We start from the raw sequence: 15,407 nt of genomic DNA on the forward strand, positions 1-15,407 counted from the left end.
GTGATGCTGAACAAATACCCTCTGTGGAAATACGCACTGATCGTGCTGGTACTGGCGATCGGTTTCATTTATTCCGCTCCCAACCTTTACCCGGATGATCCGGCGGTGCAGATCAGTGGTGCGAGCTCCGCACTGCAGGTCAACCAAGCCGACCTCGATCGCGTCACCAAGGCGCTGAGCGATGCCGGTATCGCCGTGAAGGGCGGTAGCCTGGGCGAGAAGGGCAGTGCGCTGGTGCGCCTGACCAACCAGGAAGACCAGCTCCCTGCCAAGGATGTGGTGCGCAAGGCACTGGGCGATGATTACGTCGTGGCCCTGAACCTGGCCCAGACCACCCCGCAGTGGCTGCGTAACCTGGGTGCAAGCCCGATGAAACTGGGTCTGGACCTGTCCGGTGGTGTGCACTTCCTGCTCGAAGTGGACATGGACAAGGCCATGAGCGCCCGGATGAAAGTCTACGAAGGCGAAGTGAAGACCCTTTTGCGCAAAGAGCGCATCCGCTATCGCAGCCTGCCTCAGCAGGACGGCGGCATCATGCTGGGCTTCTCCGACGACGCCACCCGCGAACAGGCCCGTGCCCTGATCCGCAAGAATTTCACTGATTTCGACCTGACCACCACCGAGCGCAACGAGCTCGCCGTGCTGCGTCTGGCGCTGACCCCGGCCAAAGTTGCCGAGATCCGCGAATACTCGATCAAGCAGAACCTGACCACCGTCCGTAACCGTGTCAACGAGTTGGGCGTGGCTGAGCCACTGGTGCAGCGCCAAGGCGCCAACCGCATCGTGGTCGAGCTGCCAGGCGTGCAGGACACTGCCGAAGCCAAGCGTATCCTCGGCAAGACTGCCAACCTCGAGTTCCGCTTCGGTGCCGAGCCAGGCGCGTCCAAGGCCACCACTGAGGTCTTCGAGTTCCGTGACGGTGGTCGCTCGGCGCCCGTCGAGCGCGGCCTGATCATCACCGGTGACCAGGTCACCGATGCCCAGGCCAGCTTCGACGAGCAGGGCCGTCCGCAGGTCAACATTCGCCTCGATGGCCATGGCGGCGAACTGATGAGCCGCGCTACCCGCAGCAACGTCGGGCGCAGCATGGCGGTAATCTTCATCGAGCAGAAGCCGGTGACCCGCTACGTCAAACAGATGGTCGACGGTGTCGAGAAGGAAGTGCCAGTTCAGAGCTTCCAGGAAGACAAGAAGATCATCAGCCTGGCGACCATTCAGTCGCCACTGGGCAGCCAGTTCCGGATCACCGGTCTGAACGGTCAGGGCGAATCGTCCGAACTGGCCCTGCTGCTGCGTGCCGGTGGTCTGGCCGCACCGATGTACTTCGCTGAAGAACGTACCATCGGTCCAAGCCTGGGTGCTGACAACATCACCAAGGGTGTCGATGCATCGCTGTGGGGCATGCTGTTCGTCTCGCTGTTCATCATCGCCATCTACCGTGGCTTCGGTGTGATCGCGACCATTGCCCTGACCGGTAACATGATCCTGCTGCTGGCGCTGATGTCGCTGCTCGGCGCGACCCTGACCCTGCCAGGTATTGCCGGTATCGTGTTGACCATGGGTATGGCGGTTGACGCCAACGTGCTGATCTTCTCGCGGATTCGCGAGGAGCTGAAAAACGGCATGACGGTCCAGCGCGCCATCCACGAAGGCTTCAGCCGTGCCTACACCGCGATCATCGACGCCAACCTGACCAGCCTGTTGGTCGGCGGCATCCTGTTCGCCATGGGTACCGGTCCGGTCAAAGGCTTCGCGGTTACCATGTCCCTCGGGATTTTCACCTCGATGTTCACCGCCGTCATGGTGACCCGCGCAATGGTCAACCTGACCTGCGGCGGGCGTGACATCAAGAAGCTGTGGGTTTGAGGGAATAACCATGAAAACCATCAACTTCATGGGCGTGCGCAATGTCGCGTTCGCCATCACCGTACTGCTTACCGTGCTGGCACTGTTCAGCTGGTGGCAGAAGGGCCTGAACTTCGGTCTGGACTTCACCGGCGGTACGCTCATCGAGCTGACCTACGAGCGTCCGGCAGACCTGAAAACCGTGCGTGCCGAGCTGGTCGAGTCGGGTTTTGGCGATGCCGTGGTGCAGAGCTTTGGCGCGACCACCGACCTGTTGGTGCGTATGCCTGGCGACGACCCGCAACTGGGTAGCAAAGTCGCGGCGGCCTTGCAGAAGGCCGGTGGCGACAACCCGGCAACCCTCAAGCGCGTCGAGTTCGTCGGCCCGCAGGTGGGTGAGGAGCTGCGTGACCAGGGTGGCCTGGGCATGCTCCTGGCGCTGGGCGGGGTGTTGATCTACCTGGCCTTCCGCTTCCAGTGGAAGTTCGCCGTGGGCGCGATCATCTCGCTGATCCACGACGTGGTGGTGACCGTAGGTATCCTGTCGTTCTTCCAGATCACCTTCGACCTGACGGTGCTGGCGGCGGTGCTGGCGATCATCGGTTACTCGCTCAACGACACCATCGTCGTGTTCGACCGGGTACGTGAGAACTTCCGGGTCATGCGCAAGGCTTCGTTGATCGAGAACATCAACGTCTCGACCACCCAGACCCTGCTGCGTACCATCGCCACCTCGGTGTCGACCTTGCTGGCCATCGCGGCGCTGCTGTTCTTCGGCGGCGACAACCTGTTCGGCTTCTCCCTGGCACTGTTCATCGGGGTCATGGCCGGTACCTACTCGTCGATCTACATCGCCAACGTGGTACTGATCTGGCTGAACCTGAACAGCGAAGACCTGATTCCACCGGTCAAGGCAGAGGGTGTGGACGACCGTCCGTAAGGATTTGTCCTACGCCGTTTGGCGCAAAGAGAGCCGCGAGTGTTGAACTCGCGGCTTTTTTTTTACTCCAAGGCTGGGAGAAGCGCGGGTTCGGACCCGCAAGTACGATCAGGAGGTTCACGTGAATAAATCAATGCTAGTGGGTGCGGTGCTGGGTGCTGTCGGTGTCACTGCCGGAGGTGCTGTGGCGACCTACAGCTTGGTGAACAAAGGCCCTGAGGTTGCTCAGGTGACGGACGTGCAGCCGATTAAACAGCAGGTCAAGACCCCGCGCGAAGTGTGCAAGGACGTCACTGTGACCCGTCAGGCGCCGGTCAAGGACCAGCACCAGATTGCCGGCACCGTGGTCGGTGCACTGGCCGGCGGCTTGCTGGGTAACCAGATTGGCGGCGGTACCGGCAAGAAGATCGCCACCGTGGCCGGTGCGGTCGGTGGCGGTTATGCCGGTAACAAGGTGCAGGAGGGCATGCAGGAGCGTGACACCTACACCACCACGCAAACCCGCTGCAATACGGTCAACGACCTCAGCGAGAAGGTGGTTGGCTACAACGTGACCTATTCGATTGGCGACAAGGTCGGCAAGGTGAAGATGGATCACGAGCCGGGCTCGACCATTCCGCTGGATGAGAATGGCAAGCTGGTGCTGAGCCAGGCGCAGCCGGGGCAGTAAGGCTAGTTCTCTGACTGACGCAGTGCATCTTGGACGGCAGTATCGTGGACGCAGTGCATCGTGGGAGCGGGCTTGCCCCGCGATAGCGTCAGGCGGGCTTCCTAGGTTGATGGGCGCATGCTATCGCGTGACAAGCCCGCTCCCACGCATCTCACCAGGGCAATAGCCACAAAAAAGCACCCCGTAGGGTGCTTTTTTTGTGGCTGAAATCCGCCTCAGCGTTTCAGCGAGTGCGGCACGTGCGGCTGGATGGCAGTCAGCACGGCTTTGAAGCACTTGATGTTGCCCGCAACGATATGGCCCTTCTCGAGGAAGTCATGGCCACCGTTGAAGTCGCTCACCAGGCCGCCGGCTTCTTGTACCAGCAGCACGCCGGCAGCCATGTCCCATTCGGACAGGCCCGACTCCCAGTAGGCGTCGAAACGGCCAGCGGCGACATAGGCCAGGTCCAGGCTGGCGGAGCCGGCGCGGCGGATGCCGGCGGTCTGGCCAGTCAGGGCGCGGAACATGCCCAGGTAGTTGTCCAGGTCTTCCATCTGGTTGTCGCGGAACGGATAGCCGGTACCCAGCAGTGCGCCTTCCAGGCTGGTGCGCGAGCTGACGCGCAGGCGGCGACCGTTGACTTGGGCGCCACGGCCACGGCTGGCGGTGAACTCTTCCTGGCGCACTGGGTCGAGGACCACGGCGTGCTCCAGGCGGCCACGGTATTTGCAGGCGATGCTGACCGCAAAGTGAGGAACGCCACGCAGGAAGTTGGTGGTGCCATCCAGCGGATCGATGATCCACAGGTAGTCCTTGCCTTCTTCGCCGGAGCCAGCGTGCAGGCCGGTCTCTTCGCCTTGGATGGAGTGGTTCGGGTAGGCCTTGCGCAAGGCGTTGACGATGCTCTGCTCGGCAGCGCGGTCAACCTCGGAGACGTAGTCCTTGGCTTCCTTTTCGTCGACCTTGATGCTATCCAGGCGTTCGATGGAGCGGAAAATCAGTTCACTGGCGCTGCGAGCAGCGCGCAGGGCGATATTCAGCATAGGCTGCATGGGCGTTTCACCTGGGGATGTTAAAGAAGAAAGCCGCACATTCTAGCAGAAAACTCCTGCGGCAGAAGTGTGACATTTGCTTTCGTGGCGTTACGCTGGTCGGTTCTGTAAGATCAATACCCCCTTCAATCGCATCTATGAGCACACACCTTGCTGCAGAATATTCGTGTTGTTCTGGTCAATACCAGCCACCCCGGCAACATCGGCGGCGCTGCTCGTGCCATGAAAAACATGGGCTTGTCGCGCCTGGTGCTGGTTCAGCCACTGGACTTTCCCGCTGCCGACGCCAGCGCCCGTGCCTCCGGCGCCGACGATGTGCTCGATGGCGCCCAAGTGGTCGGCTCGCTGGAAGAGGCGCTGGTCGGTTGCAGCCTGGCGATCGGCACCAGTGCCCGTGACCGCAGCCTGCCCTGGCCCATGCTCGACCCGCGTGAGTGCGGCGCCAAGGCCGTAGAGCGGGCCGCTACCGGTGAGGAAATCGCCCTGGTGTTCGGGCGCGAGCATGCCGGCTTGACCAACGACGAACTGCAGCGATGTCACTTCCACGTGCACATTCCCTCGAACCCCGACTTCAGCTCGCTGAACCTTGCTGCCGCTGTCCAGGTGCTCGCCTACGAGGTGCGCATGGCCTGGCTGACCGAGCAGGGCGCACCGGCGAAAGTCGAGAAAGCGGACGCCGGCGAGCTGGCGACCCTGGACGAAATGGAGCGCTTCTACGACCACCTGGAAAAAACCCTGGTGGATATCGCGTTCCTCGATCCCGAGAAGCCCAAGCACCTGATGGCGCGTCTGCGCCGGTTGTATGGGCGTAGTGCGGTCGATCGTTCGGAAATGAGCATTTTGCGCGGCATCCTCACCGAGACCCAGAAGGTCGCCCGAGGCGAGCCGCATAAGCGGAAGGACTGAAAGATGTTTGAACGTCTGCGTGAAGATATCCAAAGCGTATTTCATCGTGACCCGGCAGCGCGCAACGCCTTCGAGGTGCTGACCTGCTACCCGGGGATGCACGCCATCTGGCTGCACCGTCTCGGTCATGCCCTGTGGCTTCGTGACTTCAAATGGCTGGCTCGGCTGGTGTCGAACTTCGGTCGCTGGATGACCGGTATCGAGATCCATCCCGGCGCGACCATCGGTAGGCGCTTCTTCATCGACCACGGCATGGGTATCGTCATTGGCGAGACTGCCGAGATCGGTGACGACGTCACCCTGTACCAAGGCGTGACTCTGGGCGGCACCAGCTGGAATAAAGGCAAGCGCCACCCCACCTTGGAGAACGGCGTGGTAGTCGGTGCCGGCGCCAAGGTGCTGGGCCCGTTTACCGTCGGTGCCGGGGCCAAGATCGGCTCCAACGCCGTGGTCACCAAGGAAGTGCCGCCAGGCGCCACGGCGGTGGGTATCCCAGGGCGCATCATCGTCAAGACCGAAGACAGCGAAGTCGAGGCCAAGCGCAAGGCCATGGCCGAGAAAATCGGCTTTGATGCCTATGGCGTCAGTGGCGACATGCCCGATCCGGTGGCGCGAGCGATTGGCCAGATGCTCGATCATCTGCAGGCCGTCGACGAGCGCCTGGAGGGCATGTGTGGCGCCCTGACCAACCTGGGTAGCGACTACTGTGGCAAGGAACTGCCGGCTTTGCCTGAAGAAGACTTCGTCGAGCTGACTCAGGGCGAGGCCAAGCCGGCCGACGCCAAGCAAGCCGCGCAGGGCGACACCCAGCCGCATTGACATCAGTTCGTCATCTGGGGCGTGTGATCACGCCCCATGTCTGCTACACTCGCGCCCGCCTCCCAGATGCAAACCCGACTAAAGCAGTAGGTCTTATAGTTGACTTAAATGCTCGGGAATCGCATACTCGCTCACATCTTGTAACTCCCGTGGTACCCATACGCCATGCGACTGACTACCAAAGGCCGATACGCCGTGACCGCCATGCTTGACCTGGCACTGCACGCGCAGCATGGGCCGGTGTCTTTGGCCGACATTTCCGAGCGCCAGGGCATTTCCCTCTCTTATCTGGAACAGCTGTTCGCCAAGCTGCGCCGTAGCAGCCTGGTTTCCAGCGTGCGCGGGCCAGGCGGTGGCTACCAGCTGTCGCGGGGCATGGAAACCATCCAGGTGGCCCAGGTCATCGATGCGGTCAATGAATCGGTCGATGCCACCCGCTGCCAGGGCCTGGGGGATTGCCATGCCGGTGACACCTGCCTGACTCACCACTTGTGGTGCGACCTCAGCCAGCAGATCCATGAATTCCTCAGTGGCATCAGCCTGGCCGACCTCGTGATGCGCCGTGAGGTGCAAGAAGTCGCCCAACGCCAGGACCTGCGCCGTGTCGCAGGCCGATCCGCCCAGCTGGACAAGATTGAGACGTCCGCCGTCGACTGAACCGTGACGACGAGCGACGCCAACGCCTGATAGGAGATACTCAATGAAGTTGCCGATCTACCTCGATTACTCCGCGACCACCCCGGTCGACCCACGTGTGGCTCAGAAGATGGCCGACTGCCTGCTGGTCGACGGAAACTTCGGTAACCCGGCTTCGCGCTCCCACGTGTTCGGCTGGCGCGCCGAGGAAGCGGTGGAGAACGGCCGTCGCCAAGTAGCCGAGCTGATCAACGCCGACCCGCGCGAGATCGTCTGGACCAGCGGTGCTACCGAGTCCGACAACCTGGCGCTGAAGGGTGTTGCGCACTTCTATCAGACCAAGGGCAAGCACATCATCACCTCCAAGATCGAGCACAAGGCGGTCCTGGATACCGCTCGCCAGCTCGAGCGTGAAGGTTTCGAAGTCACCTACCTCGAGCCAGGCGAAGACGGCATCGTCACCCCGGCCCAGGTCGAGGCGGTGCTGCGCGACGACACCATCCTGGTCTCGCTGATGCACGTCAACAACGAAGTCGGCTCGATCAACGACATCGCCGCCATCGGTGAACTGACCCGTTCGCGCGGCGTGCTGTTCCATGTCGACGCCGCCCAGTCGGCTGGCAAGGTCGAAATCGACCTGCAGAAACTCAAGGTCGACCTGATGTCGTTCTCGGCCCACAAGGTCTACGGCCCGAAAGGCATCGGCGCGCTGTACGTCAGCCGCAAGCCACGGGTTCGCCTGGAAGCCATCATTCACGGCGGTGGCCATGAGCGCGGTATGCGTTCGGGCACCCTGCCAACCCACCAGATCGTCGGCATGGGCGAGGCGTTTGCCATTGCCAAGCAGGAAATGGCCAGCGAGAACGTCCGCATCAAGGCCCTGAGCGACCGCTTCTTCAAGCAGGTCTCGGACCTCGAAGAGCTCTACGTCAACGGCAGCCAGACTGCCCGCGTGCCGCACAACCTGAACCTGAGCTTCAACTACGTTGAAGGCGAGTCGCTGCTGATGTCGCTCAAGGACATCGCGGTATCGTCGGGTTCCGCCTGCACCTCCGCTTCGCTCGAGCCGTCTTATGTACTGCGCGCTCTGGGCCGTAACGACGAGCTGGCACACAGCTCGATCCGCTTCTCCTTCGGCCGCTTCACCACTGAAGAAGAAGTCGACTACGCCGCGCAGGAAGTCTGCAAGGCAGTCAACAAGCTGCGTGAGCTCTCGCCGCTGTGGGACATGTACAAAGACGGCGTCGACATCTCCAAGATCGAGTGGGCCGCCCACTAAGCAGTCGCCGGCAAGAGCGGCTCCCTGATGAGGAAGGAATTGCACCATGGCATACAGTGAAAAGGTCATCGACCACTACGAAAACCCGCGCAACGTCGGCAAGATGAACGCCGACGATCCGGATGTCGGCACCGGCATGGTCGGCGCCCCGGCCTGCGGTGACGTGATGCGTCTGCAGATCAAGGTCAACGAGCAGGGCGTCATCGAAGACGCCAAGTTCAAGACCTATGGCTGCGGTTCGGCCATCGCCTCCAGCTCCCTCGCCACCGAGTGGATGAAGGGCAAGACCCTGGACGAAGCCGAAACCATCAAGAACACCCAGCTGGCTGAGGAACTCGCGCTGCCGCCGGTCAAGATCCACTGCTCGGTACTCGCCGAAGACGCCATCAAGGCGGCCGTACGCGACTACAAGCAGAAGAAAGGCTTGATCTGAGTCGCAAGACTCAACGGTAAGCACAGCTAAGCAAAGGAGCTCCGATGGCTATCAGCATGACAGAAGCCGCCGCCAACCACGTGCGGCGTTCCCTCGACGGGCGCGGCAAGGGTGAGGGCATTCGCCTGGCCGTGCGCACCACCGGTTGCTCGGGCCTGGCCTACGTGCTGGAGTTCGTCGACGAAGTGGCGTCTGAAGATCAGGTGTTCGAGAACCACGGCGTGAAGGTCATCATCGACCCAAAAAGCCTGGTCTACCTCGACGGTACCGAGCTCGACTTCGTCAAGGAAGGGTTGAACGAAGGCTTCAAGTTCAACAACCCCAACGTGCGCGGTGAGTGTGGCTGCGGCGAAAGCTTCAATGTCTGAGGCTTGACGTGGGTACTCCTTGCCATTTCGCTCTGTTTGACCTCAAGCCGGGCTTTCGTCTGGACCTCGACAAGCTGGCCGTTCGCTACCGCGAGCTGGCCCGCGAGGTCCATCCGGACCGTTTCGCCGATGCCTCCGAACGTGAACAGCGCATTGCCCTGGAAAACTCGGCAGCGTTGAACGACGCCTACCAGACCCTGCGCAGCGCCCCGCGGCGTGCCCGCTATCTGCTGGCCATCAGTGGCCATGAAGTGCCGCAGGAAGTCACCGTGCATGACCCGGACTTCCTGTTGCAGCAAATGGAGCTGCGTGAGGAGCTCGAAGAGCTGGACGATCTGGACGGTGTCGCGGTGTTCAAGAAGCGCCTCAAGGCTGCCCAAGACACGCTCAACGAGGATTTCGCCGCCTGCTGGGATGATGCTGCGCAGCGTGAACAGGCCGAGCGCCTGATGCGCCGCATGCAGTTCCTCGACAAGCTCGCCCAAGAAGTGCGCCAGTTGGAAGAGCGCCTCGACGATTAACCCGGCGTTGCCGTGACGACGCCTAAGGTATCTAGATAAGCATGGCCCTACTGCAGATCGCCGAACCCGGTCAGAGCCCACAGCCGCACCAGCGCCGCCTGGCGGTGGGGATCGACCTGGGTACCACCAATTCTCTGGTTGCCGCCTTGCGCAGTGGCCTGAGCGAGCCGCTGCCCGACGCGCAGGGCAGTGTCATCCTGCCGTCCGCCGTGCGCTACCTCGATGGCCGCATTGAAGTCGGCCAGGCTGCGCGCGACGCTGCCTCCAGCGACCCGCTCAATACTATCTTGTCGGTCAAGCGCCTGATGGGTCGTGGCCTGGCAGACGTCAAGCAACTTGGCGAACAGCTGCCTTACCGCTTTGTGGGCGGCGAGTCGCATATGCCGTTCATCGACACGGTCCAAGGGCCAAAGAGCCCGGTGGAAGTGTCTGCCGATATCCTCAAGGTGCTGCGCCAGCGTGCTGAGCAGACCCTGGGTGGCGACCTGGTAGGGGCGGTGATTACTGTCCCGGCCTACTTCGACGACGCCCAGCGCCAAGCCACCAAAGATGCCGCCAAACTGGCCGGGCTCAACGTTCTGCGCCTGCTCAACGAGCCGACCGCTGCTGCCGTGGCGTATGGTCTGGACCAAAACGCCGAAGGCGTGGTGGCGATCTTCGATTTGGGTGGCGGTACGTTCGATATTTCTATCCTGCGTCTTACCGCTGGCGTCTTCGAAGTGCTGGCCACTGGGGGCGATACGGCCCTGGGTGGTGACGATTTCGATCATGCGATTGCTGGCTGGATCATCGAGCAGGCGGGTTTGTCCGCTGACCTCGACCCCGCTACCCAGCGCTTGCTGCTGCAGACTGCTTGCGCCGCCAAGGAAGCCCTGACTGACGCCGACGTCGTTAGCGTTCAGCACGGCGCCTGGCAGGGCGAGCTGAGCCGGGCGGCCTTCGAAGCGATGATCGAGCCAATGATCGCCCGCAGCCTCAAGGCTTGCCGGCGCGCCGTGCGCGACAGCGGCATCGAACTCGAAGAGGTCGGGGCGGTGGTCATGGTGGGTGGTTCGACCCGCGTTCCGCGTGTGCGCGAAGCAGTCGGTACGCTATTCGGCCGTACCCCGCTGACGTCGATCGACCCCGATCAGGTGGTCGCCATCGGCGCCGCGATCCAGGCCGACACCCTGGCGGGTAACCGTCGCGAAGGCGGCGAGCTGTTGCTGCTGGACGTCATCCCGCTGTCGCTCGGTCTTGAGACCATGGGCGGCCTGATGGAGAAGGTGATCCCGCGCAACACCACGATCCCTGTGGCCCGCGCGCAAGAGTTCACCACTTATAAAGATGGCCAGTCGGCCATGATGATCCACGTCCTGCAGGGTGAGCGCGAGCTGATCAGCGACTGCCGCTCCCTGGCTCGCTTCGAGTTGCGCGGCATTCCGGCAATGGTGGCGGGCGCGGCGAAAATCCGCGTGACCTTCCAGGTCGACGCCGACGGGCTGCTCAGCGTAGCCGCCCGCGAGCTGGGCTCTGGCGTGGAGTCGAGCATTCAGGTCAAGCCGTCGTACGGCCTGACCGACGGAGAGATCGCCCGCATGCTCAAGGACTCCTTCGAGCACGCAGGTTCCGACAAGCAGGCGCGTCAGCTGCGTGAGCACCAGGTCGACGGCGAACGCCTGCTCGAAGCGGTGCAGGGCGCATTGGACGCCGATGGCGAGCGCCTGCTAAGCGCCGAAGAGCGCGAGGCTATTGCCTTCCAGATGCAACAACTACGTGATTTGCTGGCCGGCACCGATGGCCCTGCCATCGAGCAACAGACCAAGATTCTGTCGCAGGTGACCGATGCATTTGCCGCCCGTCGCCTTGATTCGACGGTCAAAGCCGCACTGGCCGGGCGCAACCTGAATGAGATCGAGGAGTAACCGATGCCCCAGGTGAAATTCCTGCCGCACGAGAAGTTCTGCCCGGAGGGCCTGGTGGTCGAGGTGCCGGCTGGCACCAACATCCTCGAGCTGGCTCACGAGCACCATATCGAGATGGAAAGCGCCTGCGGCGGCGTCAAGGCCTGCACCACCTGCCACTGCATCGTGCGCCAGGGCTTCGACTCGCTGGAAGAAGCCGACGAGCTCGAAGAAGACATGCTGGACAAGGCCTGGGGCCTGGAAGCACAGTCGCGCCTGGGTTGCCAGGTAGTGGTCGGTGATGAAGACCTGACCATCGAAATCCCCAAATATTCGCTCAACCACGCCGCTGAAGCGCCGCACTGAGTCTGGAGGCTGGCATGAGTCTGAAATGGGTTGATGTACTTGAGATCGCCATCCAGCTTGCAGAAAGCAAGCCTGAGGTCGATCCTCGTTATGTAAATTTCGTCGATCTGCACCGTTGGGTACTGGCCCTGCCAGAATTTAGCGACGATCCGTCACGCGGCGGTGAGAAAGTGCTCGAGGCCATCCAGGCGGCTTGGATCGAAGAAGCCGACTGAGCGTTATCTGCAGGTTAGGCAATCCCCTGGAACCCGCGTATAATTCGCGGGTTTAATTTTTCGCAACACTCAATTTTCTGGAGTTACCATGGCTGTTCAACGTACTTTCTCGATCATCAAGCCTGACGCAGTTGCCAAGAACGTCATCGGCAAGATCACCACTCGCTTCGAAGACGCTGGCCTGAAAATCGTTGCTTCGAAAATCAAGCAACTGTCCAAAGCCGAAGCTGAAGGCTTCTACGCTGAGCACAGCGAGCGCGGTTTCTTCGGTGACCTGGTTGCCTTCATGACTTCCGGTCCAGTTGTCGTTCAGGTTCTGGAAGGCGAAAACGCCATCGCTCTGAACCGCGAGCTGATGGGCGCTACCAACCCTAAAGAAGCTGCTGCCGGCACCATCCGTGCTGACTTCGCTGAGTCGATCGACGCCAACGCCGTTCACGGTTCGGACTCCGAAGCTGCCGCTGCTCGCGAAATCGCTTACTTCTTCGCTGCTACCGAGGTAACCACTCGCTAAGCGAAAGCTTACGGGTGAGGGTGAATCCATGACGACATCTACTGGCAAAATCAACCTGTTGGGTCTGACCCAGCCGGAAATGGAACAGTTCTTCGACTCGATTGGGGAGAAGCGCTTCCGTGCCGGTCAAGTAATGAAATGGATTCACCATTTTGGCGTCGATGATTTCGCCGCCATGACCAATGTCGGCAAGGCCTTGCGCGAAAAGCTCGAGGCTGTTGCCGAGATTCGGCCTCCGGAAGTGGTCAGTGAAGACATTTCCGCCGACGGCACCCGTAAATGGGTGATCCGCGTTGCCTCCGGCAGCTGCGTCGAGACCGTCTACATCCCCACCGACGACCGCGGTACCCTCTGCGTTTCGTCCCAAGCCGGCTGCGCCCTGGACTGCAGTTTCTGCTCCACCGGCAAGCAAGGCTTCAATAGCAACCTCACCGCCGCCGAAGTCATTGGCCAGGTGTGGCTTGCGAACAAATCCTTCGGAACCGTCCCGGCCAAAGTCGACCGCGCCATTACCAACGTGGTGATGATGGGCATGGGCGAGCCGTTGCTCAATTTCGACAATGTCATCGCCGCCATGAAGATCATGATGGATGATCTGGGCTATGGCATTTCCAAGCGTCGCGTCACCTTGTCGACTTCCGGCGTTGTGCCGATGATCGACGAACTGGCCAAGCACATCGACGTTTCCCTGGCGCTGTCGCTGCACGCGCCGAACGACGAACTGCGTAACAAGTTGGTACCGATCAACAAGAAGTACCCGCTCAAGGTGCTGCTCGAGTCGTGCATGGGCTACATGGCCACCCTGGGTGGCAAGCGCGTACTGACCGTCGAGTACACCCTGCTCAAGGACGTCAACGACCAGCCGGAACACGCGGCGCAGATGATCGAACTGCTGCGCGATGTGCCGTGCAAGATCAACCTGATCCCGTTCAACCCATTCCCGCATTCCGGTTACGAGCGGCCGAGCAACAACGCCATCCGCCGCTTCCAGGACATGCTGCATCACGGTGGTTTCAACGTCACCACCCGCACCACCCGTGGCGAAGATATCGACGCCGCCTGTGGTCAGCTGGTTGGCCAGGTGATGGACCGCACCCGCCGCAGTGAGCGCTACATTGCCGTGCGTCAGCTCAACGACGACGTACAGACGCAAGATAGCGCCGCGCGCCACTGACCGAGAACCTGCCAATGACCCTGCGCGCCGCGCTGTCGATCCTGACGCTGTTGCTGCTGGCCGGCTGCGTGTCCGGCGGCGCCGGCGATCCGCTGGCCAGCCATCAAGGTCGGGTCGAGGCGGGGCGGGCTTATGTACAGTTGGGCCTGGGTTATTTGCAACAAGGTTTGACCGAGCAGGCCAAGGCGCCGCTGGCCAAAGCCCTGGCCCTGAATGACCGCGATGCCGACGCCCATGCCGCCCTGGCCTTGGTGTTCCAGGCGCAAGGCGAACCCGCCCTGGCCGAAGAGCATTTTCGCCAGGCCTTGGCGCAGCGCGCCAATGACACGCGGATTCGCAACAACTACGGCAGTTTCCTATATGCTCAGGGGCGTTTTAGTCAGGCCGAGCAGGTCTTTCGCCAGGCCGGCGCCGATACCCTGTATCCTGAGCGCTCGCGAGTCTTTGAAAACCTTGGCCTGACCGCCATGAAGCTAGGGCGTCCAGAGCAAGCGCGCGAGTATTTGGAAAAAGCCCTGCAACTCAACCCACGGCAACCCAGGGCGTTGCTGGAAATGGCTGAGTTGTCCTACGAAAACAGGCATTATGTGCCGGCCCGTGATTACTACGATCGTTTCAGCCAGCTGAGCGACCCGCAAGCCCGCAGCCTGCTGCTGGGTAGCCGCCTGGCGCGGGTGTTCGCTGAACCGGCCGTGGTGGCTGAACTGGGCCAGCAATTACAACGACTTTATCCCGGTACGCCGGAATATCAGCAATACCTGTCGGAGCAACGATGAAAGCCGCTCATCCCGAAGTAGCAGCAGCGTCTCACCAGCACCCCGGTGAGATCTTGCGCCAGGCCCGCGAAAACCGCGATTGGTCGCAAGCCGAGGTAGCCCGCAAGCTCAACCTGACCTTGAGTTCGCTGAACAACCTGGAATCCGGCGCCTTCGACAAGCTGCCAGGGCACACCTTCGCCCGTGGTTACATCCGTGCCTATGCCAAGCTGATGGACATGGACCAAGCCCCGCTGGTGGCCGCCTTCGACCAGATCACCGGTACCCATGCCCAAGGCAGCCAAGTGCATGCGCTGGGCCGTATCGAAGAGCCGGTGCGCTTGTCGCACAACATCCTGCGCGGTGTCAGTCTGCTGTTGCTGGTGGCCGTGGTCGGCGGTGGCTTTTTCTGGTGGCAAGACCAGACCAGCCTGCGCGGCAAGGACTTGGCCAAGATCGCCCTGGAGCACGTTGAAGTCGAAAGCGCCGACGGCACCACGCAGATTCACCCGTTGGACGAGCCAGAAGACCAAGCCGTCAGCGAAGGCCAGCAGCCGCAAACCGAGCCATTGGCGCTAGAGCAGGCACCTGCTGGCGAGACCAGCGGCTCCGCCAATGAAGAAGCTACTGCGCCGGCCACGCCCGCGGCTGCTGCCAGCACCCCAGCGCCGGCAGCCCCGGCCGCTGCGGCACAGGCTCCTGCAGCTGCACCGGTCGCGCCAGTAGCGCCAGTAGCAGCAGCTGCTACCCCGGCCGCCAGCGTGCCGGCTAGCGCCGCCGAACCTGCCGCCCCGGCCCCAGCCGGCAGCGCCAAGGTTGCAATTCAATTCACCGCCGATTGCTGGACTCAAGTCTCCGACGGCAACGGCAAGGTGCTGTTCAGCGCCATCAAGCGCAAGGGTGACAGCCTGGAACTGACCGGCAAGCCGCCGTTCGCGGTACGCCTGGGCTTTGCCCGTGGCGCCCAGGTCAGCTACAACGGCCAGGCCGTCGACGTTGCACCGTTCACCAGTGGCGAAACCGCTCGCCTGAAGTTGGGACAGTAAGTC

18 protein-coding genes are annotated in these 15,407 nt (G+C 61.9%); 17 read left to right on the forward strand and 1 reads right to left on the reverse strand.

Annotated elements, in window-relative coordinates; genetic code table 11:
* Positions 1 to 3: 3 nt before the first annotated feature.
* The 3 genes from secD to HU737_RS01105 all read left to right on the forward strand — a co-directional run bounded on the left by secD (position 4) and on the right by HU737_RS01105 (position 3,455).
* Positions 4 to 1,866 (forward strand): protein translocase subunit SecD, encoded by a 1,863-nt coding sequence (secD, locus tag HU737_RS01095; protein WP_186554096.1) that lies wholly within the window; start codon positions 4 to 6, stop codon positions 1,864 to 1,866.
* 10 nt (positions 1,867 to 1,876) lie between these two features.
* The gene (secF, locus tag HU737_RS01100) at positions 1,877 to 2,785 is read left to right on the forward strand and encodes a protein translocase subunit SecF (RefSeq protein ID WP_186554095.1); all 909 of its coding nucleotides are present in this window, start codon (positions 1,877 to 1,879) and stop codon (positions 2,783 to 2,785) included.
* A 121-nt stretch (positions 2,786 to 2,906) separates the two neighbouring features.
* On the forward strand, positions 2,907 to 3,455 hold the full coding sequence (locus HU737_RS01105) for a glycine zipper 2TM domain-containing protein (protein WP_186554094.1): 549 nt from the start codon (positions 2,907 to 2,909) through the stop codon (positions 3,453 to 3,455).
* Positions 3,456 to 3,670: 215 nt separating this feature from the next.
* Here the strand turns inward: HU737_RS01105 and suhB are convergent, their stop codons facing one another.
* On the reverse strand, positions 3,671 to 4,489 hold the full coding sequence (gene suhB / locus HU737_RS01110) for a type III secretion system regulator SuhB (protein ID WP_186554093.1): 819 nt from the start codon (positions 4,487 to 4,489) through the stop codon (positions 3,671 to 3,673).
* A 150-nt stretch (positions 4,490 to 4,639) separates the two neighbouring features.
* Between suhB and trmJ the strand changes: the two genes are divergently transcribed.
* The 14 genes from trmJ to HU737_RS01180 all read left to right on the forward strand — a co-directional run bounded on the left by trmJ (position 4,640) and on the right by HU737_RS01180 (position 15,404).
* Positions 4,640 to 5,395: a tRNA (cytosine(32)/uridine(32)-2'-O)-methyltransferase TrmJ gene (gene trmJ, locus HU737_RS01115; RefSeq protein ID WP_186554092.1), complete on the forward strand. Its 756-nt coding sequence runs from the start codon at positions 4,640 to 4,642 to the stop codon at positions 5,393 to 5,395.
* Between the two features lie 3 nt (positions 5,396 to 5,398).
* A complete protein-coding gene (gene cysE / locus HU737_RS01120) occupies positions 5,399 to 6,214 on the forward strand; it encodes a serine O-acetyltransferase (RefSeq protein ID WP_186554091.1) in 816 nt (271 codons plus the stop codon).
* Between the two features lie 165 nt (positions 6,215 to 6,379).
* Positions 6,380 to 6,871 carry a Fe-S cluster assembly transcriptional regulator IscR gene (gene iscR, locus HU737_RS01125; protein ID WP_042111731.1) on the forward strand — a complete coding sequence of 164 codons (492 nt, stop codon included), beginning with the start codon at positions 6,380 to 6,382 and terminating at the stop codon, positions 6,869 to 6,871.
* Positions 6,872 to 6,914: 43 nt separating this feature from the next.
* Positions 6,915 to 8,129 (forward strand): IscS subfamily cysteine desulfurase, encoded by a 1,215-nt coding sequence (locus tag HU737_RS01130; RefSeq protein WP_186554090.1) that lies wholly within the window; start codon positions 6,915 to 6,917, stop codon positions 8,127 to 8,129.
* 46 nt (positions 8,130 to 8,175) lie between these two features.
* Positions 8,176 to 8,562 carry a Fe-S cluster assembly scaffold IscU gene (gene iscU / locus HU737_RS01135; protein WP_011532337.1) on the forward strand — a complete coding sequence of 129 codons (387 nt, stop codon included), beginning with the start codon at positions 8,176 to 8,178 and terminating at the stop codon, positions 8,560 to 8,562.
* 44 nt (positions 8,563 to 8,606) lie between these two features.
* Positions 8,607 to 8,930: an iron-sulfur cluster assembly protein IscA gene (gene iscA, locus HU737_RS01140; protein WP_186554089.1), complete on the forward strand. Its 324-nt coding sequence runs from the start codon at positions 8,607 to 8,609 to the stop codon at positions 8,928 to 8,930.
* 8 nt (positions 8,931 to 8,938) lie between these two features.
* Entirely contained in the window at positions 8,939 to 9,451 is a 513-nt protein-coding gene (gene hscB, locus HU737_RS01145; protein ID WP_186554088.1) for a co-chaperone HscB, read from the forward strand.
* A gap of 41 nt (positions 9,452 to 9,492) precedes the next feature.
* On the forward strand, positions 9,493 to 11,355 hold the full coding sequence (gene hscA, locus HU737_RS01150; RefSeq protein ID WP_186554087.1) for a Fe-S protein assembly chaperone HscA: 1,863 nt from the start codon (positions 9,493 to 9,495) through the stop codon (positions 11,353 to 11,355).
* A gap of 3 nt (positions 11,356 to 11,358) precedes the next feature.
* On the forward strand, positions 11,359 to 11,700 hold the full coding sequence (gene fdx, locus HU737_RS01155; protein ID WP_186554086.1) for an ISC system 2Fe-2S type ferredoxin: 342 nt from the start codon (positions 11,359 to 11,361) through the stop codon (positions 11,698 to 11,700).
* A gap of 14 nt (positions 11,701 to 11,714) precedes the next feature.
* Positions 11,715 to 11,915: a Fe-S cluster assembly protein IscX gene (gene iscX / locus HU737_RS01160; protein WP_136916531.1), complete on the forward strand. Its 201-nt coding sequence runs from the start codon at positions 11,715 to 11,717 to the stop codon at positions 11,913 to 11,915.
* 88 nt (positions 11,916 to 12,003) lie between these two features.
* Positions 12,004 to 12,429 carry a nucleoside-diphosphate kinase gene (ndk, locus tag HU737_RS01165; protein WP_033701183.1) on the forward strand — a complete coding sequence of 142 codons (426 nt, stop codon included), beginning with the start codon at positions 12,004 to 12,006 and terminating at the stop codon, positions 12,427 to 12,429.
* A 28-nt stretch (positions 12,430 to 12,457) separates the two neighbouring features.
* On the forward strand, positions 12,458 to 13,603 hold the full coding sequence (gene rlmN / locus HU737_RS01170) for a dual-specificity RNA methyltransferase RlmN (protein ID WP_186554085.1): 1,146 nt from the start codon (positions 12,458 to 12,460) through the stop codon (positions 13,601 to 13,603).
* A 14-nt stretch (positions 13,604 to 13,617) separates the two neighbouring features.
* Positions 13,618 to 14,379, forward strand: coding sequence for a type IV pilus biogenesis/stability protein PilW (gene pilW, locus HU737_RS01175; protein ID WP_186554084.1), 762 nt, complete (start codon positions 13,618 to 13,620; stop codon positions 14,377 to 14,379).
* Entirely contained in the window at positions 14,376 to 15,404 is a 1,029-nt protein-coding gene (locus tag HU737_RS01180; protein ID WP_186554083.1) for a RodZ domain-containing protein, read from the forward strand. Before pilW ends, HU737_RS01180 begins: the two co-directional genes overlap by 4 nt.
* The last annotated feature ends 3 nt before the right edge of the window (positions 15,405 to 15,407 follow it).

Origin of the sequence: Pseudomonas urmiensis, assembly GCF_014268815.2 — a bacterium.
In the GTDB taxonomy this organism is placed as follows: domain Bacteria; phylum Pseudomonadota; class Gammaproteobacteria; order Pseudomonadales; family Pseudomonadaceae; genus Aquipseudomonas; species Aquipseudomonas urmiensis.